This is a genomic window from Streptomyces liliiviolaceus (assembly GCF_018070025.1).
GTDB classification, from domain to species: Bacteria; Actinomycetota; Actinomycetes; order Streptomycetales; family Streptomycetaceae; genus Streptomyces; species Streptomyces liliiviolaceus.
Genome location: NZ_JAGPYQ010000001.1, coordinates 1,173,896 through 1,196,216 on the forward strand (window position 1 = coordinate 1,173,896; position 22,321 = coordinate 1,196,216).

Sequence of the window (22,321 nt, forward strand, 5' to 3'; positions counted from 1 at the left end):
GCGCTCCTTTCCTTCCTTCTCGCCTACCGGGTTAGCTGACGGGTTCGGAGCAGGAAGGTCTCCTACGCGCGTCAACCGCGGTGTTCACCACCACGAAAGACACGCGATTCACCCCATGTAGGTGGTTCCCCGGTTCCCTTGCGGGATTCGGCGCGTGCGCACGGAGCCGTCTCTTGTGACGGCTGGGACACCGCGCTGCGTTATCGAACGTTAATAGACTCAGGCACCGGATTCCAAGCTGTTCCTGATGATCGTTACGGCTGCTGGCCTGGACTTAAACGCTGCGAGCGGGGTAAATCGGGCGAGTTGATCGTCATTCACAGGTACCGTTTTTGTTGACGGTGTGTCAGTTGTTATGCGCAGGGGCGTCGTTCGACTACTGCAGGTGATATAGGTGCGGCGAGGGCCGGGAAGACGTCCCGGTGCCCTCACGGCCGCCGGACGGCGAGCAGCGCCATGTCGTCCGTACCGCCGCCCCCGGTGTACCGGACCACGTCGTCCACCAGTTCGCCGAGCAGGGCGTCGGGGCCGGCGAACCGGCGCCCGGACAGCCGAGCCGCCGGGTCGAAGAACACGCCCCGCCCGTCCCGGGCCTCGGACAGCCCGTCCGTGTGGAAGAGCAGCATGGCCCCGCCCGGGAACTCCTCCTCCTGCACGCGGTCGGGCCAGGCGCCCAGGTCGCCCATTCCGAGCGGCAGCGCGGGTTCCGCAGCGGCGAGCGTGCGTACGGTCCCGTCGCCGCGCAGCAGGAGCGGTCCGGGATGGCCGCGGTTGACGAGCCGTACGCGCTGGGCGCCGTGCGGGATCTCGGCGAGCACGGCGGTGATGAAGCCCTCGAAGACCTCGACGCTGTCGCGCCGCACCCCTTCGCGCATCAGCGACCGCTCCAGCCGCTGGGCGACGGCCTCCAGGGTGCTCTCCTGTTCGGCGGCCTCCCGGAAGGCCCCGATGACGACGGCCACGGCGGCGACCGCGCCCATGCCCTTCCCCCTGACATCGCCCACGACGAGCCGTACGCCGTGCGGGGTGTCCTGCACGGCGTAGAGGTCGCCGCCGATGAGCGCGTCGGTCTGCGCGGCCACGTACCGGACCGCGAGGTCGAGGCCGCCGGTGCGCGCGGCGGGTTCGGGCAGGACGGCCCGCTGGGCGGCCTCGGCGATCTCGTGGGCGGAGGCGAGGCGGGCGTTGCCGAGGCTCACGAGCCGGTTGATGACGACGGCGAGGCAGGCGACCGTCGCCACGGTGGCGATCTCGGTGATCCCGCTGGCGTCGACGGCGAACCGCACGGTCACCAGGATCATGGCCGCCGTCCCCGCGACGCCCGTCCACACGGTGGCGCCGAGCGACAGCAGGGGCGCGGCGACGAGCGATGCGGCCGAGAGGAAGGGCGCGGCGGTGAAGTACTGCGGGGTGAGGACGTCGTAGAAGACGCCCGCGACGATCAGCAGCGCCGGCAGCACGCGGACGACCGCGCGGGTACGGGGATACAGGCCGGTACGCCTGTCCGGCTGAGGCCCGGCGGAGCCCGGCGACCGCTGCTCGACCGCTCGACGCCCGATCACGTGTCTCCTGCCCTCGACCACCTCGCTCCGTCCAGGGTTCAGGGACCGGCGGGACGGGGCGAGCGGACGGGGACCGGGCGAGTGAGCGCGGGCGCGGGGACGGCACAGGGGAAGGTAAAACACCTGAGGCCGGAATCCATTGGATTCCGGCCTCAGGCCTTCAGTAGCGGGGACAGGATTTGAACCTGCGACCTCTGGGTTATGAGCCCAGCGAGCTACCGAGCTGCTCCACCCCGCGTCGTTGAAACCAGTGTACGCCATGCGCGGGACGCGAAGCACACCGTTAGATGTCGGTCTCAGTTCAGGTGGCGGTTGGGCGCCTTGGCCGCGCTCTCGTGCTCCGGGAGTACGACGACGTCGGCGCCCTCGGCCGCGAGCAGGCCGTTCCCGTCGGCGGCGGCCACGAAGGTGTCGGGCTCGCGCCACGCGGTGACCACCCGGCGCACCCCCGCGTCGAGGATCAGCCGGGCGCAGGGCGCGGGCCGCGAGGCCCGGCGGGCGCAGGGCTCCAGGCTGCTGTAGACCGTGGCGGCAGGGAGGCGGGGGTCGCCCGGCTCGATCTTGGCGAGCGCGGCCTCCTCGGCGTGCGCGAGGGGGTCGGACTCGCGGGAGTACCCGCGGGCCAGCTCCGTACCGTCGGCCGCGACGACGACCGCGCCGACGCTGAAGGCGGTCCGCGAGGGCGGGCACTCGGCGGCCAGTTCGCAGGCGAGCGCCAGCCACCGGTGGTCGGCGGCGGAGGGTACGGGTCCGGTGCCGGGCGCGGTGGGCACGTACCGCATGAGCACCACGTCTCCCACGGGCCGGGTCTCGATCAGCCGCAGCCGGTTGCGGGGGCCGCCGGGGTACTCGCCGTCCCCGAAGAGCTTCGGCGCGTGCGGCTGTCCCACGACGAGGGGCGCGAGGGCGAGCTGCAGTTCGTCGGCGAGGCCCTGCTGGAGGAGCTGGGTGTGGACCCGGCCACCGCCCTCGACCATGAGCCGCCGTACGCCGCGGACGTCGTGGAGGTGGGTGAGCACGGCCCGCCAGTCCAGTCCGGGCCCCACGGGGACGACGTCGACGCCGAGCCCGTGCAGGGCCTCGGCGGCCGTCACAGCGCCCTCGTCCGTCGTGTAGACGACCTTCTCGCCGCCGGTGGACCAGAAGTTGGCGGTGGGGTCCAGGTCGCCGGTGCCGCTGACGGTGACCTTCAGCGGGTACGCGGGGCGGCCGGCGGCGACGCGGGCGGCGCGGCGCTCGGCGGAGTTCACGAGCAGCCGCGGGTTGTCGGCGCGCAGGGTGCCCGCGCCGACCAGGATGGCGTCGGAGTCGGCCCGTACCTCGTCGACCCGGTCGAAGTCGGCGGGGCCGGAGAGCAGCAGCCGTTCGGGGCCGGTGTCGTCCAGGCGGCCGTCGAGGGAGACGGCGGCGGACAACAGGACGTAGGGGTGGGGCATGGACGCGCTCTCTTTCGCGGGGCGGGTGGGGCGGGGACCGCGCTGGGCCCTGGCTCGTCTTGGTTCAAGTTTGAAACAAACTTACACTGGGGCCATGACGACCCGCTGGCTCACCCCCGAGGAGCAGCGCGCCTGGCGCGCCTACATCGCCGCCTCCCACCTCCTGGAGGACGCGATCGACCGGCAGCTCCAGCAGGAGGCCGGTATGCCGCATGTCTACTACTCCATCCTGGCCAACCTCTCCGAGGCGCCGGACCGCCGCCTGCGCATGACCGATCTCGCCGAGCGCACGAAGATCACGCGCAGCCGGCTGACGTACGCGGTGACCCGCCTGGAGAAGGACGGGGCGGTACGCCGTGAGGGCTGCCCCAGCGACAGGCGCGGGAGCACCGCGGTCCTGACGGACGACGGGATGGCGCTGCTGGAGCGTACGGCCCCCGGCCATGTGGGGACGGTCCGCGCGGCCCTCTTCGACCGCCTCACCCCGGAGCAGGTGGGGCAGTTGGAGGAGATCTGCGCGAGTGTCGCGCGGGGCCTGGAGGGCGATGACGCGCAGGCGCCTCCGGACGACGTCCCGTGGCGCCGCCGCTCGCCGGGTCCGTGCGCGTAGGCCCTCCGTCTGAGGCCTCTTCCGCCCGGGGCCTCTTTCAGAAGACATCCGTTGCTTTAACTTTAAAGCATGGGTTAGGGTCTCGATTCGAGGATCTGCTTCAAATCTGAAGCAGATGAGAACGTGGACCGGAGTACCCGCATGCCCGACTACCCCGCCGCCACCCAGCGCTCGCGCGTCCAGGTGCCCCTGCGCTTCCACGACGGCTACAGCGTCGACGCCGAACTGGTCACCTTCCACGGCCTGACCGACGGCCAGGAACACGTGGCGATGGTCCTCGGCGACCCCGCCGGCGCCACGCCCCTGGTCCGCCTGCACTCCGAGTGCCTGACGGGCGACGCCTTCGGCTCCTCCCGCTGCGACTGCGGGCCGCAGCTGCGCGAGGCCGTCGAGCAGATCGCCGAGCGCGGCGGCGTCCTCCTCTACCTCCGCCAGGAGGGCCGTGGCATAGGCCTCTACAACAAGCTCGACGCGTACGCCCTACAGGACGAGGGGCTCGACACGTACGCCGCCAACACGGCCCTCGGCCTGCCCGAGGACGCCCGTGACTACACGGCGGCGGCCCAGATGCTCACGGCGCTCGGCATCACGGAGCTGGACCTGCTGTCGAACAACCCCGACAAGGCGGAGCAGCTCCGGGCGCTCGGCATCGACGTACAGCACCGGGTCCCGACGGGCGTGTTCACGACGGCCCACAACGTCCTGTACCTGCGGGCGAAGGTCCTCCAGACCCAGCACACGCTGCCGCTGGCGAAGCTCACGGCGGGCTGACACGGCGGCCGTTCCGCATCGCCCGGAAGCGGTGGCTCCGCGCGACGGCGGGGCAGAACGGTGCCATGGGGGATGACGGGGACACTCAGGCCCAGGCCCAGGCCCAGGCGCAGCGCATCGCGGAGGACGGCAGACTCTGGCAGCACACGCTGCACGAGAACACCATGCTGTTCCAGCGGGGCAACCTCTTCCTGGTGGGCCAGTCGCTGTTCGCCGTGGCGTACACGACGCTCCTCACCTCGGAGCACCACCTCGTGGCAGCACGCGTCCTGGCCGCCTTCGGCCTCGTACTGGCCCTGACCTGGCTGTACGTCGGCCACCGGCACCGCCTGTACTACCAGCACGTGCAACGCCGAGCGGTGGAACGCCTGCCGGAGTACGCGGCGACGTGGTCGAGCTGGTCCACCCGCGGCCAGGGCCGGGGCCGAGGCCGCTCGATCGTCCTGATCGCCTACTTGCTGCCCGCGCTGGCGGTGGTGATGTGGGGGGCGTTGCTGGTGATCACGTGAGCCCGAATCGTGAGCCCCTCACGTGGCCCCCGGTAGCCGCACGGTCATACGTCGTAGACGGTGGACCGGTGTCCGACGTGGACCACCCACACCACCAGTTCCCCGTTGTCGAGCGTGTAGATGACCCGGTAGTCCCCGACGCGGAGGCGGCGCCTATCCGGCTGCGAGACCAGCGCGGTGGTGTGGAAGCCGAGCGGGTCCGTCTCCAGCTCCGCCAGCTTGGCGAGGATGCGCAGCGCGGCACCCCGGGGGATCTTGCGCAGTTCCGACCGCGCCTCCGGCCGGAAGACGGTGCGATACGCAGGCGCGCCGGGCTCATTCACCACGTGCCAACGTTTCCCTCATGACGTCCTCGATCGGGACGCCGTCCGCCGTGTTCGCCATGCGCTCGTCGATGATCCGGTTGATCTCGCGCTCTTCCCACTCCTGGTACCTGCGCAGGACCTCGATCGACACGACGGCTGCCACTTCCTTGCCCCGACGGGTGATGACCGTGGGGGTGTCGTCCCGGTCGGCCCGCTCGACCACCTCGGCCAGGTGGGCGCGCACGTCGCGGATGGACTCTATGGGCATATGGGTCATGCGCTCAAGAGTACCGAGTGCACCAGGTGTACACAAAGCGCCTACCGGGCCGGGTCTCCTTCGGAGTGGCTACTCGGCGCCGGTCAGACGCATCCCCCGGGACTCGGCGACGCGCAGCGCGTCGGTCAGGCACTCGGCGAGCCGACGTCCGGCGAACCGCAGCTCCGCGGGCGGTGACGCCGGATCGTCGAGCAACGGGCGGGCGAGCTCCAGCACATCGGCGCCCGTGGCGAGCAGGACGGTCTCCAGGTCGTCGGCGAGCCGGGACAGATACCCGCCGCCACTGTCCGCGACCAGGTAACAGGGCTTCCCGTCGAGGGACTGCCAGGGCAGCAGACGCGGCGCGGGGCCGGCGGGACGCTCCATCAGGCGGCCACCTCCCGCGCACCGATCAGATGCGAGTCGAGATCGATCCCAAGATCGGCGGCGAGCACGAGGGCGAGCCGACGGCGCTGCTGGAGTGCGGCTTCCGGGTCGCCTTCCACAAGGCTGGGGTGCACGGGGTGCACGGGGTGCCGTACGGCGGTGATGTGAAGACAGAGATAGGTCCGATGACGTGTGCGCCGCCGCGTGCCGGTACCCGGGCAGAAGAGAAGCCGCATCCATTGGAGGGCGCGGCGGATAGGGTCGAGCATGTTGACGCTCCTATTTCAGCGTTGACCACGCCCCGGGAGGTCTTGCCACCTCGCCGGGGTCCTGCATATTTCGACCATACCGGGAACTGCGTCCCCCTGCACCCCCCTGCTCAATACCGCGTCCCGACGCTGCGGGACGCGTTCTGCCCCTGCGGTACGCGTAGGGCTGCGGCACCGTGGAGAGATGAGTGAGCTTCCACGCTACGAGTACGTGAAACTCGCCGACGCGATCGCCGCGGACATCGCGTCCGGCACATTGCCGCAAGGGGCCGCGCTGCCCGGCGAGCGAGCCATGACGGATCTGTACGGCGTGAGCATCGGCACCGTGCGCCGCACCATCGTCGAACTCCGAAGGCGAGGACTCGTCGCCACCCTGCCCGCGAAGGGGACGTACGTCATCGACATGCCGAAGGCGCCCGGCGACGAGGGCGAACCCCGTCAGGCATGACGAACAAAACGAGCCCCCAGCTCAAGTGCCTCTGAGCTGGGGGCTTTCGTGTAGACCCTGTGGGACTCGAACCCACAACCAATGGATTAAAAGTCCACTGCTCTGCCAATTGAGCTAAGGGTCCGTGCGTCGGCCGACGCCGGCGCACGCACCGACCATGGTCGACGCAGGAACGAGCATAGCCGGACGCGGCCGGGACTCCGATCGGGTATCGGTGTCCCGGCCGCGTCGGGGAGTTCAGGGCGTCACGGATCCAGTGGTTCCGGGGCGCCCGCTCGGGCCGCCTCGCGGGCGCGGGTGCGTTCGTGGTCCGGGTTGAGGAACCAATGGCGGGCCGAGGCGAACCACCACGCCGCCGCGAAGCCGAGGACTGCCAGGACCGCGACGGGCGCGTAGTTGAAGGTCTCCCAGGTGACCGGGGAGACCTGGGGGAGCATGAAGAGGATCGTGATCACGCCCACCCAGACGACCGCCACGATGCCGATCGGGCGGGACCAGCGGCCCAGGTGCCACGGCCCCCGTTCGAACGCCTCGCCCTTGCGCAGCCGCAGCAGCGTCGGGATCACGTACGCGATGTAGAGGCCGATCACCGCGATCGACGTCACCGCCGCGTACGCGGTCACGTTGATCAGGTACGGCAGGCCGAGCACCAGCGCGCCGAGCGCCGCGAGCCACACCGCCGCGACGGGCGTACGCGTGCGCGGGTTCACCGTGTGCCAGAGGTTGGAGTACGGCAGCGCCCCGTCGCGCGAGAAGGCGTAGATCATGCGGGAGTTGGCGGTCACGGACGCCATGCCGCAGAACAGCTGCGCGCCGATGACGACGAGGAGCAGGAGCTTGCCCGCCGTCGCGCCGAGCGCGTCCAGGAGGATCTGGGCCGGCGGTACGCCCGTCGGTGACGTGAGGGCGCCGTCGTACGACTGGATCGCGAAGGTGAAGCCGAGGAGGAGGACGAAGCCCGCGATCCACGACGTCCAGATGGACTGGACGATGCCCTTGGGCCCGGCCGTGGACGCGTCGTGCGTCTCCTCCGTCATGTGCGCCGAGGCGTCGTACCCGGTGAAGGTGTACTGCGCCATCAGCAGGCCCAGCAGCACCACGTAGAAGCTGCTGCCCCAGCCCGTGTTGTTCACGAACTCCGTGAAGACGAAGGACGCGGACTGGTGCTGGTCCGGTACGAAGGTCAGCGCGCCGACGATGACCGCGACGCCGATGACGTGCCACCACACGCTGACGCTGTTGAGGAGGCCGACGATCCGTACGCCGAAGGTGTTCAGCAGCCCGTGCAGGATCAGGATGGCGGCGAAGAGCAGGATCGTGCGGCCGGGGGTGACCTCGAAGTCGAACTGGAGGTTCAGGTACGCGCCCAGGAACGAGGCCGCGCCGAAGTCGATGCCGGCGGTCACGGCGACCTGGCCGAGGACGTTGAACCAGCCCGTGAACCACGCCCAGGCCGCCGCCGTACGCGGCGGGGCGAGGCGGTGGGCCCAGAAGTACAGGCCCGCGGAGGTCGGGTACGCCGAACAGATCTCGGCCATCGCGAGCCCGACGAACAGGGTCATCAGACCCACCGCCACCCAGCCCCAGGTGATCACCGCCGGGCCGCCGGTGTTCATGCCGAACAGGTAGAGCGTCAGACAGCCCGACAGGACCGAGATGATCGTGAAGGAGACCGCGTAGTTGGAGAACGCCGACATGCGGCGGGCGAGAACCTGCGTGTAACCGAGCTGGGCCAGCCGCTCTTCGTCCGACAGCCCACTCACTCTGGCGTCTTCTGTCATGCCCCCAGCAATTCCCTCGCCGGGGGTATGACATGCGCCACAGTGCGGTTGATCTGGCCGAAACACGGCCGGTGGGGTCACGGCTCGGCCGACCCGGTCTCTAGACGTCGGTCAAGCCGAGTTGCAGGGAGGTGACCTGATGCTGGCTGAGTACCCCCGCGTGGACATGCACCTCGTCCACAAGCCCCTGCAGGTACTCGCCCCAGCCTCCGGCCGACCGCGCCCGGCCAACCTCGATGCCGGTCTTCGCCGTCCAGCCCGGCCGGTACGACGCCCGTGCCGAGACCGTCCCGTCGGCGTACAGCAGGATCTCGTCGGCCGCGTCGTCGTACACGAGCGAAAGATGGTGGTCGTAGTCCGGGGACGCCCACATGTCGTCCGCGGTGAGCGTGGTCTTCTCCCCGTTCGAGTCCGTCAGAGTCACCTGCCACTGCTGCGATGCCCCCGAGTAGCGCACCGCGGCGAGAGAACCGTCCGCACCCGGCAGCGACACCACCGTCATCGGCCGGTCCTGTGCCTCGCCGTCGATCCGCACGTGCGCGGAGAGCGAGAAGCTGTCCCCGGTGTCGACGACCGGACCGTCCGCCGCGGCGAAGTCGCCGTCGCCGTCCAGCACGAGATGTCCCTCACCGACGATGGGGTACGGGGCCGAAGCGCAGTCCGGGTCGGCCCCGGGGTCGCAGGAATCGTCGGCACGGTAGACCCTCGCGTCGCCGCCGAGCGTCAGCGGCAGTCCGCCGTCCCGCTCGGGGCTGCTGCCGCCGGACGCCTCGTCCAGTGCCCAGTACCCCTTGCTCGCGGTGCCCCGCTTCGCGAGCGCGGCGGCCTCGGGCGCGACGACCACCCGGTCCCACACCCGGACGTCGGCCAGCGCGCCGTGCCAGTTGCCGCCCGCACCGCCCCGGCTCCGCCCGATCTGGAGGTTCCCGGACGCCGAGGGCGCCGTGACGTTCTCGGCGGTGCCGACCGGCCTGCCGTTCACGTACAGGCGGGCCGTCCCGGCCACCGGGTCGTGGACGCCCGTCAGCTGCGCCCACTCCCCGCTCTCCGGCACCCCGCCCCGTACGACCGAGCCGCCCACCGTGAAGGACCAGGCGCCGTCGTCCGTCCCCAGCCCGAACGCCGCCGCGTCCGCGCCGCCGTCCTGGCTCACCGCCGCCAGGTCCTCGGCGAGGGAGTCCGGCCGTACCCAGGCGCTGACGGTGAAGGCCCCGGCCGGGTCGGCCGCCGGGGCGCCGCTGGTCAGGTACGCCCCGTCCGTGCCGTCGAACCCGGCCGCTCCCGTCACCGCGGTCCGCGCGGGGCCCTCGGCGCCGAACGCGACCCCGTCACCCGCCGTCGCGGGTCTGCCGCCCGCACCCGCCGCCGCCTCGGTGGCCCCGGCCGCGTCGGCGAGCTTCCACGCGGCTACGGGCGTACGGCCCTCGCTCACGCGGAACATGTAGTCCATGGGCGCGCTCGCGTTGCCCGCCCGGTCGACGGCCTTGACCGTCAGCGTGGGGAGCCCCACGGACTGCGGCAGGTAGGTGAGCACGACCGGGCCACCGGACTCCGCCGGCTTCACGGTCCGTGTGCCCTCGCCCTGGAAGGAGTAGAGGTACGACACCGTGTCGTCCGACGCGGAGTCGACCGTGAACGTGCCGTACCTGCCCACCCCGTCGTGCCACACGTCGTCGTCCGGGTACTCGGGCGACGACACCGAGGGCTTCGCGGGCGCCACGTCGTCGTAGACGAAGGCGCAGGACGTACCGCCGCCGTCCGAACTCCACGGCCCCCACACCGTGCCGTCGTGCGCCCGCACCCGCCAGCTCACCGCGGTGAACGCCGGTACGTCGGACGGCACGGTCCAACTGAACGACGAGCCGCCGACCTTGGCGGTCGTCTCGACGGTACGCACCTGAGGGGCGCCCGCGTCGTCCGTCCAGGACACCTCGAACTGGGCACTCACCCGGTTTCCGTCCGGGTCGCGCAGCACCGCGGACAGCGTCGGCTCCCAGCGCACGTACGTCGGGTCCGCGGCACCCGCACAAGCCGCGCCCCCGGTCATCAGATCGGCCGCCGCGGGCTGCGACGGCGGTCGGTTCTCCGCCGCCGCGGCCGTCCACGGGGTGAGCGCGAGGGCCGACGACGCGAGCGTCACGGCGATCGCGCGGCGTACGAGGGCATGACGAACTGGTGGCTTCAACGGGTCCCCTCCCCTGGGCCCGGCGATCCGCCGCCGGGCCGTCCGATTCCGCGCCGGAGCGTAACAGCCGGTCACGACAGGGGAGTTGTCATTTTTCGGCGGCCGGGAACGCCGAAGGGCCCGGACGACCGAGGTCGTTCGGGCCCTTCGTGTACTGCCGGGTACTGCGTTGCCGCTACGGCGTCAGCCTGCGTCAGCCGTTGCGCTTCCAGCGCGGCTTGTCGTCGCGGCGGCCGTAGGAGGAGCCGGTGGAACCGGAACCCGAGCCGGAGCCGCGGTGGTCGTCACGGCGGCCGGACGGGCGGTCGTGGCCGCCGGAGCGGAAGCCGCCGGTGGGACGGTCGCTCCGGTCACGGTTGAACGGACGGTCGCTGCCCCGGTGACCACCGGAGGGGCGGTCGTCACGGCGGAAGCCGCCGGTGGGACGGTCGCCGTCGCGGCGGTCGCGGTTGAAGCCGCCACCCGAGCCGCCCGAGGGACGGTCGTCGCGGCGGAAGCCGCCACGGTCGCCACCGCGGTCGTCACGACGGTCGTCCCGGCGGAAACCGCCCGAGGGACGGTCGTCACGGCGGTCGAAGGAACGGCCGCCACGCTCGTCGTCCCGGCGGAAGCCACCGGAGGGACGCTCGTCACGGCGGTCGCGGCCGAAGCCACCCGACGGACGGTCGTCGCGACGGTCACGGTTGAAACCGCCCGAGGGACGGTCGCCGTCACGGCGGTCACGGTTGAAGCCACCCGAGGGGCGGTCGTCGCGGCGGAAGCCGCCACGGTCGCCACCGCGGTCGTCACGGCGGAAACCACCGGACGGACGGTCGTCACGACGGTTGTCGCGGCGCTCGTAGTTGCCACGGTCGTCACGGCGCTGACGCTGCTCGTCGCGCGGCTCGGCGGCCTGCGCCACCGGCTCCTGCGCCACGGCCGCCGCGGCGGCCTCGACGACCGCCGCCGCCTCGGCGAGCGCGGCCTCCGGGTCCTCGCCGCGCTCACGCGCGGAGCGGGCGACCAGGCGGTCGGCCTCCTCGCGCAGCTCGACGGCACGCCGCTGCGCGCGCTCCAGCTCCTTGGTGAGCTGCGACACCTCACGCTCGGCCTGCTGCGCCGCGTTGCCCGCGGACTCGGCCTGGACCTCGGTCATCGACCGGGCGCCCGTGATCTCCGCGACCTCCGGGTCGAAGGCGGCGCCGCCCTGGATGATGTGGCGCGTGGCGTCGACGCCCGCGTCCTCCATCTGACGGAAGATCTGCCGACGCTGGTGCGGCAGGGAGAGCGACACGACCGTGCCGCTGCGCCCCGCACGGGCCGTACGGCCGGAGCGGTGCAGGTAGTCCTTGTGGTCACCGGCCGGGTCCACGTTCAGGACCAGGTCGATGCCGTCGACGTGGATGCCGCGGGCCGCGACGTCGGTCGCGACGAGCGCGTTGACGTAGCCCTTCTTGAAGTCTTCGAGGACGCGCGTACGGGCGCCCTGCGTCATACCGCCGTGCAGCGCGTCGGCCTTCACGCCGGAGTCGCACAGCTGCTCGGCGATACGGTCGGCGCCCAGCTGGGTGCGGACGAAGATGATCGTGCGGCCCTTGCGGGAGGCGATCGCGGCGGTGACCGGCGCCTTGTCCTTGGGCTTCACGATGAGGATGTGGTGCGACATGGTCGTGACGTTGCCCTGGGCGCTGTCGACCTCGTGCGTCACCGGGTTGGTGAGGTAGCGCTTGACCAGCGTGGAGATCTCGTTCTCCATCGTGGCCGAGAACAGCATGCGCTGGCCGCCGCCGGGGATCTGGTCGAGCAGCTCGGTGACCTCGGGCAGGAAGCCCAGGTCGGACATCTGGTCGGCCTCGTCGAGCACGGCGACCTGGACGTTCTCCAGCGAGCAGGCGCCGCGGTTGATGATGTCGCGCAGTCGGCCCGGGGTGGCGACGAGGACGTCGACGCCGCGCTCCAGGGCGTAGATCTGGTTGCCCATCGACGTACCGCCGCAGACGACCTTCATCTTCAGGCCGAGCACGTCGCCGTACGGCTGGAGGGCGTCCGCGACCTGCATCGCGAGCTCACGCGTCGGCGTGAGGATGATGCCGCGGGGCTTCTTCTTCTCGGTGTGGCCGCCGGAGAGCTGCGCGAGCAGCGGCAGGCCGAACGAGAGGGTCTTGCCGGAGCCGGTACGGCCGCGGCCGAGGATGTCCTTGCCGGCCAGGGCGTCCGGGATGGTCGCGGCCTGGATCGGGAAGGGGCTGGTCACGCCGTTCTGGGCGAGCTTGCGCACGACGCCCTCGGGGAGACCCAGGTCGCCGAACGTGACCTCGGGGGTCTCGGGAGCCGCGGAAACCTCGGGGGCCGCGTGCTCTTCGGTCACCTCGGGTGCCTCGTTCTCGGGCACGACGATGTGATCAGTACTGGAAATGGACATGCGAATGCGAAACCTTCCGGAGTCTCTTCGGCACGCGCCCGTCAACTCCGTGATTTCGCAAACGACCGCCTCAATGCGGTCAGCCACGGCAAGGGAGAGTACGCGCCACGCGGCGCTCTGTGATGGCGCCGGGCGATGGGATCAAACGATCTACTACCATACGCACCCTGTGCCACTCAAGGCAAACCGGGGTCGAATGTCCAGGTCAGAGGCCCGCACGACACCCTGACGCCGAGGCGGTCGACAGCCGCTCAGGCCTCGATCCCGGCACCGCCATTGGTGCCTCGGCCCCCGCTGCCGCTCATGCCTCGGTCCCCGCCGCCGCTCATGCTTCGATTCCCGCCGCCGGCGCCGGCTCCCGGCGCTCGACGAGCTGCGGTTCCGGCTCCGGGTGCGCCGAGGACGACGGCTCGGCGGTGGTCGGGTCCGGGGACGGCGGCGGGGTCTCCTTGGGAGGCGTCGGCTCCGGGTCCTGACGCGTCGGCGTGGGCTGCTCCTTCGTCGGCGAAGGCACCCCTGGCCTGGGCTTCTTCCCGCCGGTGTCGCCCTTGGCCGGCTTCTTCGGCGCGGCCGAACCGCTCTCCCCCGCCGACGGCGACGCCGTCCCGGACGCGGACCTGCCCGGCTTCGCCCCGGCGTGTTTTCCGTCACTCACCCCGTGCCGGCCCGGGGCGCCGCCGCTCACCGCGGACCCCCCGTCGGGTTCCTCGCCGCCCCGCTGCCCCGCCGAGTGGGAGGGCCTGACCCGGCTGCTCCCCTCGTCGTCGCCGACGCTCATGCAGCCCGCGGAGGCGGCGACTGCCAGGGCCGCGGCGGCCAGACGGACGGGTACGTACATGGCGCGCACGGGCAGCTACCTCCGGATGGGGTCCCCTCCTGTCCGGACGGAGCCGGGAGCGCGGGGATAGGTATGAGGAGTCCCCCTGCCCAACTCCCGCCGCCCGCAAGAGGACACGCCGCCGTATGCGTACCCGTGCGCACAGGACCGGATGTCAGCCGCGCCCGGCCGGACGACAGGCGCGTCCGATCGCCCGACGCCGGCCTGAGCACGTGTTCACCGGCTTCGCTCCTTCGGGCGGGGCCGGGCCCTTGCCTTCAGGGGCGCGGGGAACTGCGCGACACCAGCCACGACGCACCCGCATTCGCACCCGCACCCGTTACCCGACAGACGCACCGTGGCCGGGGCCGGACCTCAGCCGTAGCCGAGGGCGTGCAGGCGCGCGTCGTCGATGCCGAAGTGGTGGGCGATCTCGTGCACCACCGTCACCTCGGTCTCGGCCACCACCTCCTCGCGCGTCCCGCACATCCGCAGCGTGGGCCCCCGGTAGATCGTGATCCGGTCCGGCAGCACCCCGGCGTACCACTCACCGCGATCGGTCAGCGGCGTCCCCTCGTAGAGCCCGAGCAGCTCGGGATCGTCGGCGGGCGGTTCGTCCTCGACGAACACCGCCACGTTGTCCATCAACCGCGTCAGCTCCGGCGGGATCCGGTCCAGGGCCTCGGCGACCAGTTCCTCGAAGTCCTCGCGCGTCATCTCCAGCACAAGACCATTGTCCGGCACGGACGCCCGGACGCCAGGGCTGCCGCGTGCCGGAGCCGCGGAGGTCACCGGGACGGAAGCCGCATACCCGCCCCGCCCCTTGGGCATACGGGCCCAATGGCCCGCGTCCCCGCTGCCGCCGCTCTGCTCCGCGTACGGAAGGCTCCCCGCATCCTCGTACGGCACTACCGCTCACGCCGCTCCCAGCCCGCCATCGAACTCGTCCAGCAGCCGCACCCCTATACCCGTGCGCTCGGACTCGTCGCCGTCGTCCTGCTCGGCGCGTGGCTCGGTCTGCTGGTCGTCGGGAACGTCCGGGCGCAGGTCGGCCCCATGGACACCACGATGACCCTGCGCCCCTCTCTCACCGGCGGGACGAAGATCAACGTCTCCCCGCTCGGCGCCCTCGAACTGCGCAGCCACACCGCTCCCCTGCGGCTCGACGTGGACGTCGACCAGCTCGACCCGGTCCGCTCGCAGGCCCTCGTCGACCATCCGGAACGGCTCTCCGGCCTCCAGGACGAGGTCGCCGAGGACGTCGGCGCCGGCACGCTCGACCTGGCCGTACGGTCCTGTGTCGCCGTGGTCGCCGGCGCGACGGGGCTGGGTCTCGCGGTCTACCGCCGCCCGCGCCGGGCCCTCGCGGCGGGCGGCCTGGCGCTGACCCTGCTGGCGACCTGCGGGGCGACGGCCTTCGCCACCTGGAACCCCAAGTCGGTCCTTGAACCGAAGTTCTCGGGCCTGCTCTCCTCGGCACCCTCGGTCGTCGGCAACGCGCGCAGCATCGTCAGCGAGTTCGACGTCTACCAGAAGGAACTGGCCCGCCTGGTGACGAACGTGACGAAGCTGTACGACGTCACGTCCACGCTGCCCGCGTACGCGCCGGACCCCTCCACCATCCGGGTCCTGCACGTCTCCGACATCCACCTCAACCCGGCGAGCTGGAAGATCGTCGCGTCGCTCGTGGAGCAGTACAAGATCGATGTCATCGTCGACTCCGGCGACACGATGGACCACGGGACGGCCGCGGAGAACGGCTTCCTGGACCCGGCGGCCGACCTCGGCGCTCCGTACGTGTGGGTGCGCGGCAACCACGACGGCCAGGCCACCCAGGACTACCTGGAGCGCATGAAGAACGTGCACGTCCTCGACGACGGCCGGGCGGTCTCCGTGGCCGGCCTGCGCTTCGCGGGGATCGGCGACCCGCAGTTCACCCCGGACCGCTCGGCCGGGGTGGGCGGCGCCGGCCAGTCGGAGGTGCTGGCGGGTGCCCGGCTCGCCTCCTCCCTCCGCGACCAGGAAGCGGCCGGAACCCCGGTCGACATCGCGATCGCGCACAACCCGACGGCAGCGCGCGAGACGGACGGGGACGTGCCGCTGGTCCTGGCGGGCCATGTCCACCACCAGGAGATGGAGGTCATGAAGTACGGCACGCGGCTGCGCATCGAGGGCTCGACGGGCGGGGGCGGGCTGCGTGCGCTGGAGGGCGACGACCCCGCGCCGATCGAGACGTCGATCCTCTATCTGGACCGCGACACCCGCCGCCTCCAGGCCTGGGACGAGATCAAACTGGGCGGCCTCGGACTGACGACGGCCGAGGTCAGCCGCCATCTCCCGAAGGAGAACCAGCCCGGCGCGCCCGCCTCCCGCACCCCTTCCACCCCCACCCCGTAAACCGTTTTGGCGATCCCTCCCGACATCCCATATGCTTCTCACGTCCCCGACGCGCTGCGAAGCGCCCAGGTGGGCCGATAGCCCTCATCGTCTAGCGGCCTAGGACGCCGCCCTTTCAAGGCGGTAGCACGGGTTCGAATCCCGTTGGGGGCACGCAATACCGTGTGCGAGACTGAGTTCGCTCGCTTGCGCACAAAGCTGGGTCCTGTGGAGCAGTTTGGAGTGCTCGCCACCCTGTCAAGGTGGAGGCCGCGGGTTCAAATCCCGTCAGGACCGCTGCGGTTCTTTGTTGAACCGCGTGGCTGGGTAGCTCAGTTGGTACGAGCGATCGCCTGAAAAGCGATAGGTCGCCGGTTCGATCCCGGCCCCAGCCACAAGTCGAAGGCCCCGTCCGGGTAGACGGGGCCTTCGCCGTGGCCGGGGCTGAATCCTTCGGCTGCGGCTCCGTAGGGGCCGGTCGCGCAGTTCCCCGCGCCCCTCAACAGCGCCGGCGCGCCACTCGGACCGCCGCCCCGCCGCGTGGGCGGGGCCCGATTCGCGACTCCCCGGAACCTTTGTCGTGCGGCCGGCCGGCGAGTCCTTCGGCTGCGGGTCCGTGGGGGTTGGTCGCGCAGTTCCCCGCGCCCCTCAACAGCGCCGGCGCGCCACGCGGACCACCGCCCCGCCGCGTGGGCGGGGCCCCGTTCGGGGCGGCGGCCTGAGCCTTGCATCCGGCGTCCTGCAGGGGCACGCGCCTTTCAGGGGCGCGGGGAACTGCGCGGCCCGCCCCCACCGGCCCGCAGCCGAAGGACCCGTCGGCGCCGGCCACATGGCGCAGGCCCCGGGGCCATGAGGCGTCAGGGGCTCGGGGCGGTAGGTTCCCGTGACGCCGTCAGGCCGCCGCGCCCGCCCCCGAGGATTCCGGGGGTGGGGTGCCCGCCGCGTGGGCCGGGTGGGGTTCGCGGCCTCCCGGGTGGCGGTGGCGCCAGGTCCAGAAGACCGCGCAGCTGACCAGGGCCCAGCCGGTCAGGACCAGGAACGGGAAGACGTGCTGGTGGCCGGCGAAGTACACCGCCGTGTGCTGGGCGTTGACCGAGCCGCCGGGCGGGAGCCAGCGGCCGATGACACCGAGCGGGGACGGCAGCAGGGGCCAGGAGACCGCGCCGCCCGACGACGGGTTGCCGAGCATGACCATCAGCCCCCACGTGGGCAGCATCGCCCAGCGCCCGAACAGGGTGTTGAACATCGTGAAGACCATGCCGGACGTGAACATGGTCAGCGCGAGGATCAGCCAGGACTCGACGAACGGCAGCTTCAGGGCCCCGAGGATCCAGTCGACCGCCACCACGATCACGAAACCGCCGAGAAGTGCGTACGCGGCGGTGAACCCGATGCGCTCCATCGGGTTCAGCCCCCGCGCGTGCACGCTGAGCTGGATCGCCCCGATGAAGCCGATGATCACGGCCGCCAGGGAGATGTAGAAGATGGCGAGGCCCCGTGGATCGCCCTCCTGGAGCGGCTTGATGTCCCGGACCGTGACCGCCACCCCCGTGGCCTTGCCGACGGCCGGCGCCGCCTGCTCCAGCAGCTCCGCGACCGAGGCCCCGGACGCCCCGGAGACGTCGAGGACCACCGCCCTGCCGTTGTCCCGCGTGTCGAGGATCGCGAAGACCTTCTGGTCGTCCACCGCCCGCACGGCCGCCGCCCGGCTGTCGTACGCGTGGATCTTCAGGGAGGCGTCGAGCGCCTTCTCCATCCCGGCGAGGAACGCCTTGCCCCGCCCCTCCTCGTACGAGCCCACCACCGCGGTCGGCACATGGCGCGGGGTCGGGTTCGCCATGGAGTACGTGTACGAGCCCGCGAAGAGGCCCGCCGCCGCGGCGAGGATCAGCACCAGCACCGACGCGGGAAGGAAGGGGGACTCCTTGAAGGAGGCCCAGCGTTCGCGCCGCGTGGGCGGTCTGCCATGGGCACCGTGCGGCATCTCGGACATACGCCCACGCTAAAGGCGCATAAAGGATATTTCTCTGTGACGGTCGCCCCGGCCGGCCTCGGAGCCCTGCCTGCCGGACAGGCCCCCGCGCAAAAGCGTTCGCCCCACGTTTCCCCGAGGTGAGATCCTGGACCGCGTATGTCTACGCATCCTGCCCCCGCCCTCGGCGATCTCGCCTCCCGTCTGGCCGAGCTGTCACTGCGCGACGCGCACCGGCTCGGGCGCAGGCTCGAAGGCGCGCGCCGGATCCGCAAGCCCGAGGCCCGCGCCGCCGTCACCGCCGAGATCGAGACGGAGGTGGCGAAGGCCGAGACCCGCATGGCCGAGCGGCGCGGCCGCGTGCCCACCGTCTCGTACCCCGAGCAGCTGCCCGTCAGCCAGAAGAAGGACGTGATCGCGGACGCCATCCGTGATCACCAGGTCGTCATCGTCGCGGGCGAGACCGGCTCCGGCAAGACGACCCAGATCCCCAAGATCTGTCTGGAGCTGGGCCGTGGCGTCCGCGGCATGATCGGGCACACCCAGCCCCGCCGGATCGCCGCCCGTACCGTCGCGGAGCGGGTCGCCGACGAGCTGGACACCCCGCTGGGCGAGGCCGTCGGCTGGAAGGTCCGCTTCACCGACCAGGTCAGCCCGCAGTCCACCTTCGTCAAGCTGATGACGGACGGCATCCTGCTCGCCGAGATCCAGACGGACCGCGAGCTGCGCGCGTACGACACGATCATCATCGACGAGGCCCACGAGCGGTCCCTGAACATCGACTTCCTGCTCGGCTATCTGGCCCAGCTGCTCCCGAAGCGGCCGGACCTGAAGGTCGTCATCACCTCCGCGACCATCGACCCCGAGCGGTTCTCCCGACACTTCGGGGACGCGCCGATCGTCGAGGTCAGCGGACGCACGTACCCCGTCGAGGTGCGCTACCGCCCGCTCCTCGAAGAGGACGGCGACGACGCCGACCGCGACCAGATCACCGCGATCTGCGACGCCGTCGAGGAGCTGCAGGGCGAGGGCAAGGGCGACATCCTCGTCTTCCTCTCCGGGGAGCGGGAGATCCGGGACACCGCGGACGCACTGGAGAAGAAGAAGTACCGCTTCACCGAGGTCCTCCCCCTCTACGCACGCCTCTCGCACGCCGAACAGCACCGTGTGTTCCAACAGCACACCGGCCGCAGGATCGTTCTGGCGACCAACGTCGCCGAGACCTCCCTCACCGTCCCGGGCATCAAGTACGTGATCGACCCGGGCAGTGCCCGTATCTCCAGATACAGCCACCGCACCAAGGTCCAGCGGCTGCCCATCGAGGCGATCTCGCAGGCCAGCGCCAACCAGCGCAAGGGCCGCTGCGGCCGTACGAGCGACGGCATCTGCATCAGGCTGTACTCCGAGGACGACTTCCTCGCCCGCCCGGAGTTCACCGACGCCGAGATCCTCCGTACGAACCTGGCGTCCGTCATCCTCCAGATGACCGCGGCCGGGCTCGGCGAGATCGAGAAGTTCCCCTTCATCGACCCGCCGGACCACCGCAACATCCGCGACGGCATCCAGCTCCTCCAGGAGCTCAACGCCCTGGACCCGGCGGAGAAGGACCCGCGCAAGCGGCTCACCGACACCGGCCGCAAGCTCGCGCAGCTGCCCGTCGACCCGCGGCTGGCCCGGATGGTCCTGGAGGCCGACAAGAACGGCTGTGTGCGCGAGGTCATGGTGATCGCCGCCGCGCTCTCCATCCAGGACCCGCGCGAGCGGCCGGCCGAGAAGCAGACCCAGGCCGACCAGCAGCACGCCCGCTTCAAGGACGAGACGTCCGACTTCCTCGCGTACCTCAATCTCTGGCGGTACGTGCGCGAGCAGCAGAAGGAGCGCGGCTCGTCCTCGTTCCGTCGCATGTGCAAGCAGGAGTACCTGAACTTCCTGCGGATCCGCGAGTGGCAGGACATCTACACGCAGCTGCGAACCGTCGCGAAGCAGATGGGCATCCAGCTGAACGAGGACGACGCGCCCGAGCAGCACGTCCACCTCTCCCTGCTGGCCGGTCTGCTCTCCCACATCGGCATGAAGGACGTGAAGGAGACCGGGAAGGAGGGCGGCAAGGACGGCGGGAAGGACGGCCGCAGCAGCGCGAAGAACGACTACGTGGGCGCCCGCAACGCCAAGTTCGCGATCTTCCCCGGCTCGGCCCTCTTCAAGAAGCCCCCGCGTTTCGTGATGTCCGCCGAACTCGTCGAGACGTCCCGGCTGTGGGCCCGCGTCAACGCGAGGATCGAGCCCGAGTGGATCGAACCGCTCGCCGAGCACCTGCTGAAGCGCACGTACAGCGAACCGCACTGGGAGAAGGACCAGGCGGCGGTGATGGCGTACGAGAAGGTCACGCTGTACGGGGTGCCGATCGTCGCCCAGCGGAAGGTCAACTACGGGCGCATCGACCCCGAGATCAGCCGCGAGCTCTTCATCCGCAACGCACTCGTCGAGGGCGACTGGCGTACGCACCACAAGTTCTTCTCCGACAACCGGCGGCTGCTCACCGAGGTCGAGGAGCTGGAGCACCGGGCGCGGCGCCGGGACATCCTGGTCGACGACGACACGCTCTTCGACTTCTACGAGGAGCGGGTGCCCGCCCATGTCGTGTCCGGCGCCCACTTCGACTCCTGGTGGAAGCACAAGCGGCACGAGGAGCCCGAACTCCTCGACTTCGAGCGCTCGATGCTCATCCGGGAGACGGCCGGGGCGGTCACCAAGGACGACTATCCGGACTCCTGGCGGCAGGGGCGGCTGAAGTTCCCCGTCACGTACCAGTTCGAGCCGGGTGCCGACGCGGACGGGGTGACCGTCCACGTGCCGCTCCAGGTGCTGAACCAGGTCACGGACGAGGGCTTCGAGTGGCAGATCCCGGGGCTGCGCGAGCAGGTCGTCACCGAGCTGATCCGGTCCCTCCCGAAGCCGATCCGGCGCAACTACGTGCCCGCGCCCAACTTCGCGCAGCGGTTCCTGGAGCGGGCGGTGCCCCTGCAGGAGCCGCTGACCGTGACGATGGCGCGCGAGCTCAAGCGCATGGTCGGAGTGCCGCTCACCGCCGACGACTTCGACTGGTCCCGGCTCGACGACCATCTGAAGATCACCTTCCGGATCGTCGACGAGCGGCGCCGCAAGCTGGCCGAGGACAAGGACCTGGAGGCCCTGAAGATCCGGCTGCGGCCGAAGGCGCGCCAGGCGATCTCCAAGGCCGCGGCGGCCACCGCCGAGCGGCAGGGCGGGGAGTCCCTGGAGCGCACGGGGCTGACCGACTGGACCATCGGCTCCCTCACCCGTCTCTTCGAGACGCGCCGGGCGGGCCAGCCGGTGAAGGCGTACCCGGCGCTCGTCGACGACGGGCCGGCCGCGAACACCGTCTCCGTACGCCTCTTCGACACCGAGGCCGAGCAGCAGCAGGCGATGTGGAAGGGCACGCGGCGGCTCATCCTGCGCAACATCCCGGTGAATCCGGCGAAGTTCGCGTCGGACAAGCTCACCAACGCCCAGAAGCTCGCCCTGTCCTCGAATCCGCACGGGTCGATCCAGGCCCTGTTCGACGACTGCGCGATGGCCGCCGCCGACAAGCTGATCGGCGACTTCGGAGGGCCGGCCTGGGACGAGGAGTCGTACCGGAAGCTGTACGACAAGGTGCGCGCGGAGATCGTCGACACGACGGTCCGCACGGTCGGCCAGGTCGAACAGGTGCTGGCCGCCTGGCAGGCCTGTGAGCGCCGCCTGAAGGGCGTACGCAGCCCTGTGCTGCTCGCCAACCTGACGGACGTACGGACGCAGCTGGACGCCCTCGTACGGCCCGGCTTCGTCACGGCCACGGGCCTGCGGCGGCTGCCGGACCTGATGCGCTATCTGGTCGCCGCGGACCGCCGGCTGCAGCAGATGCCGACGAACGCGCAGCGGGACACCAGCCGGATGGAGAAGGTCCACGAGATGCAGGACGAGTACGCCTGGCTGCTGGAGCAGTTGCCGCAGGGCCGTCCCGTCCCCTCCTCCGTCCGGGACATCCGCTGGATGATCGAGGAGCTGCGGGTCAGCTACTTCGCGCACGCGCTGGGCACGGCGTATCCGGTCTCCGACAAGCGCATCGTGAAGGCGATCGACGCGGCCGCGCCGTGACGGCGCGTGCACGGTGGGTGAGTTCGCTCTGCGGGCCACCCCTCCTGTAGAGTCTCGTTTCGCAGCGCAACGCAAGAT

18 protein-coding genes, 5 tRNA genes and 1 riboswitch are annotated in these 22,321 nt (G+C 71.0%); of the genes, 9 read left to right on the top strand and 14 right to left on the bottom strand.

Annotated features, from left to right (window positions below; all coding sequences use genetic code 11):
* Positions 1 to 5: 5 nt before the first annotated feature.
* Positions 6 to 163, bottom strand: a riboswitch (cyclic di-AMP (ydaO/yuaA leader).
* Positions 164 to 428: 265 nt separating this feature from the next.
* The 3 genes from J8N05_RS05090 to J8N05_RS05100 all read right to left on the bottom strand — a co-directional run bounded on the left by J8N05_RS05090 (position 429) and on the right by J8N05_RS05100 (position 2,998).
* A complete protein-coding gene (locus J8N05_RS05090) occupies positions 429 to 1,562 on the bottom strand; it encodes a PP2C family protein-serine/threonine phosphatase (RefSeq protein WP_210881275.1) in 1,134 nt (377 codons plus the stop codon).
* 164 nt (positions 1,563 to 1,726) lie between these two features.
* Positions 1,727 to 1,800, bottom strand: a tRNA-Met gene (locus J8N05_RS05095).
* A gap of 58 nt (positions 1,801 to 1,858) precedes the next feature.
* Complete coding sequence (locus J8N05_RS05100) at positions 1,859 to 2,998, bottom strand: dihydrofolate reductase family protein (RefSeq protein ID WP_210881276.1); 1,140 nt, start codon at positions 2,996 to 2,998, stop codon at positions 1,859 to 1,861.
* A gap of 94 nt (positions 2,999 to 3,092) precedes the next feature.
* On the opposite strand from J8N05_RS05100, the gene J8N05_RS05105 reads away from it, so the two are divergent.
* From J8N05_RS05105 to J8N05_RS05115, 3 genes are all read left to right on the top strand, one after another.
* Positions 3,093 to 3,608, top strand: coding sequence for a MarR family winged helix-turn-helix transcriptional regulator (locus J8N05_RS05105; protein WP_210881277.1), 516 nt, complete (start codon positions 3,093 to 3,095; stop codon positions 3,606 to 3,608).
* A 141-nt stretch (positions 3,609 to 3,749) separates the two neighbouring features.
* Positions 3,750 to 4,379, top strand: a complete 630-nt coding sequence (locus tag J8N05_RS05110) for a GTP cyclohydrolase II (RefSeq protein ID WP_210881278.1) — start codon at positions 3,750 to 3,752, stop codon at positions 4,377 to 4,379.
* 65 nt (positions 4,380 to 4,444) lie between these two features.
* Complete coding sequence (locus J8N05_RS05115; RefSeq protein ID WP_210881279.1) at positions 4,445 to 4,888, top strand: RipA family octameric membrane protein; 444 nt, start codon at positions 4,445 to 4,447, stop codon at positions 4,886 to 4,888.
* 44 nt (positions 4,889 to 4,932) lie between these two features.
* On the opposite strand, the gene J8N05_RS05120 is transcribed toward J8N05_RS05115, so the two are convergent.
* The 4 genes from J8N05_RS05120 to J8N05_RS05135 all read right to left on the bottom strand — a co-directional run bounded on the left by J8N05_RS05120 (position 4,933) and on the right by J8N05_RS05135 (position 6,105).
* Positions 4,933 to 5,211 carry a type II toxin-antitoxin system RelE family toxin gene (locus J8N05_RS05120; RefSeq protein ID WP_210890025.1) on the bottom strand — a complete coding sequence of 93 codons (279 nt, stop codon included), beginning with the start codon at positions 5,209 to 5,211 and terminating at the stop codon, positions 4,933 to 4,935.
* On the bottom strand, positions 5,204 to 5,470 hold the full coding sequence (locus tag J8N05_RS05125; protein WP_210881280.1) for a type II toxin-antitoxin system Phd/YefM family antitoxin: 267 nt from the start codon (positions 5,468 to 5,470) through the stop codon (positions 5,204 to 5,206). Before J8N05_RS05125 ends, J8N05_RS05120 begins: the two co-directional genes overlap by 8 nt.
* A 69-nt stretch (positions 5,471 to 5,539) precedes the next feature.
* A complete protein-coding gene (locus tag J8N05_RS05130) occupies positions 5,540 to 5,836 on the bottom strand; it encodes a hypothetical protein (protein ID WP_210881281.1) in 297 nt (98 codons plus the stop codon).
* Positions 5,836 to 6,105: a hypothetical protein gene (locus J8N05_RS05135; protein ID WP_210881282.1), complete on the bottom strand. Its 270-nt coding sequence runs from the start codon at positions 6,103 to 6,105 to the stop codon at positions 5,836 to 5,838. Before J8N05_RS05135 ends, J8N05_RS05130 begins: the two co-directional genes overlap by 1 nt.
* A 184-nt stretch (positions 6,106 to 6,289) precedes the next feature.
* Between J8N05_RS05135 and J8N05_RS05140 the strand changes: the two genes are divergently transcribed.
* Positions 6,290 to 6,553 carry a GntR family transcriptional regulator gene (locus J8N05_RS05140; RefSeq protein WP_210881283.1) on the top strand — a complete coding sequence of 88 codons (264 nt, stop codon included), beginning with the start codon at positions 6,290 to 6,292 and terminating at the stop codon, positions 6,551 to 6,553.
* A 51-nt stretch (positions 6,554 to 6,604) separates the two neighbouring features.
* Here J8N05_RS05140 and J8N05_RS05145 read toward each other — a convergent pair.
* The 6 genes from J8N05_RS05145 to J8N05_RS05170 form a co-directional block, all read right to left on the bottom strand.
* Positions 6,605 to 6,677: transfer RNA gene (locus tag J8N05_RS05145), tRNA-Lys, on the bottom strand.
* A gap of 121 nt (positions 6,678 to 6,798) precedes the next feature.
* Positions 6,799 to 8,334: an amino acid permease gene (locus J8N05_RS05150; protein WP_210881284.1), complete on the bottom strand. Its 1,536-nt coding sequence runs from the start codon at positions 8,332 to 8,334 to the stop codon at positions 6,799 to 6,801.
* 100 nt (positions 8,335 to 8,434) lie between these two features.
* Positions 8,435 to 10,519, bottom strand: coding sequence for a LamG domain-containing protein (locus tag J8N05_RS05155; RefSeq protein WP_210881285.1), 2,085 nt, complete (start codon positions 10,517 to 10,519; stop codon positions 8,435 to 8,437).
* Between the two features lie 193 nt (positions 10,520 to 10,712).
* Positions 10,713 to 12,920, bottom strand: coding sequence for a DEAD/DEAH box helicase (locus J8N05_RS05160; protein WP_210881286.1), 2,208 nt, complete (start codon positions 12,918 to 12,920; stop codon positions 10,713 to 10,715).
* Between the two features lie 325 nt (positions 12,921 to 13,245).
* The gene (locus J8N05_RS05165) at positions 13,246 to 13,758 is read right to left on the bottom strand and encodes a hypothetical protein (protein WP_308286964.1); all 513 of its coding nucleotides are present in this window, start codon (positions 13,756 to 13,758) and stop codon (positions 13,246 to 13,248) included.
* Between the two features lie 354 nt (positions 13,759 to 14,112).
* Entirely contained in the window at positions 14,113 to 14,463 is a 351-nt protein-coding gene (locus J8N05_RS05170; protein WP_210881288.1) for a metallopeptidase family protein, read from the bottom strand.
* A gap of 114 nt (positions 14,464 to 14,577) precedes the next feature.
* Between J8N05_RS05170 and J8N05_RS05175 the strand changes: the two genes are divergently transcribed.
* The 4 genes from J8N05_RS05175 (at position 14,578) to J8N05_RS05190 (ending at position 16,508) form a co-directional block, all read left to right on the top strand.
* Complete coding sequence (locus J8N05_RS05175) at positions 14,578 to 16,134, top strand: metallophosphoesterase (protein WP_210881289.1); 1,557 nt, start codon at positions 14,578 to 14,580, stop codon at positions 16,132 to 16,134.
* 80 nt (positions 16,135 to 16,214) lie between these two features.
* A tRNA-Glu gene (locus tag J8N05_RS05180) sits at positions 16,215 to 16,287 on the top strand.
* A 48-nt stretch (positions 16,288 to 16,335) separates the two neighbouring features.
* Positions 16,336 to 16,410: transfer RNA gene (locus J8N05_RS05185), tRNA-Asp, on the top strand.
* A gap of 24 nt (positions 16,411 to 16,434) precedes the next feature.
* A tRNA-Phe gene (locus J8N05_RS05190) sits at positions 16,435 to 16,508 on the top strand.
* A gap of 497 nt (positions 16,509 to 17,005) precedes the next feature.
* On the opposite strand, the gene J8N05_RS05195 is transcribed toward J8N05_RS05190, so the two are convergent.
* A complete protein-coding gene (locus J8N05_RS05195) occupies positions 17,006 to 18,097 on the bottom strand; it encodes an ABC-2 transporter permease (protein WP_210890026.1) in 1,092 nt (363 codons plus the stop codon).
* Positions 18,098 to 18,244: 147 nt separating this feature from the next.
* On the opposite strand from J8N05_RS05195, the gene hrpA reads away from it, so the two are divergent.
* Positions 18,245 to 22,243, top strand: coding sequence for an ATP-dependent RNA helicase HrpA (hrpA, locus tag J8N05_RS05200; RefSeq protein WP_210881290.1), 3,999 nt, complete (start codon positions 18,245 to 18,247; stop codon positions 22,241 to 22,243).
* Positions 22,244 to 22,321: the final 78 nt, after the last annotated feature.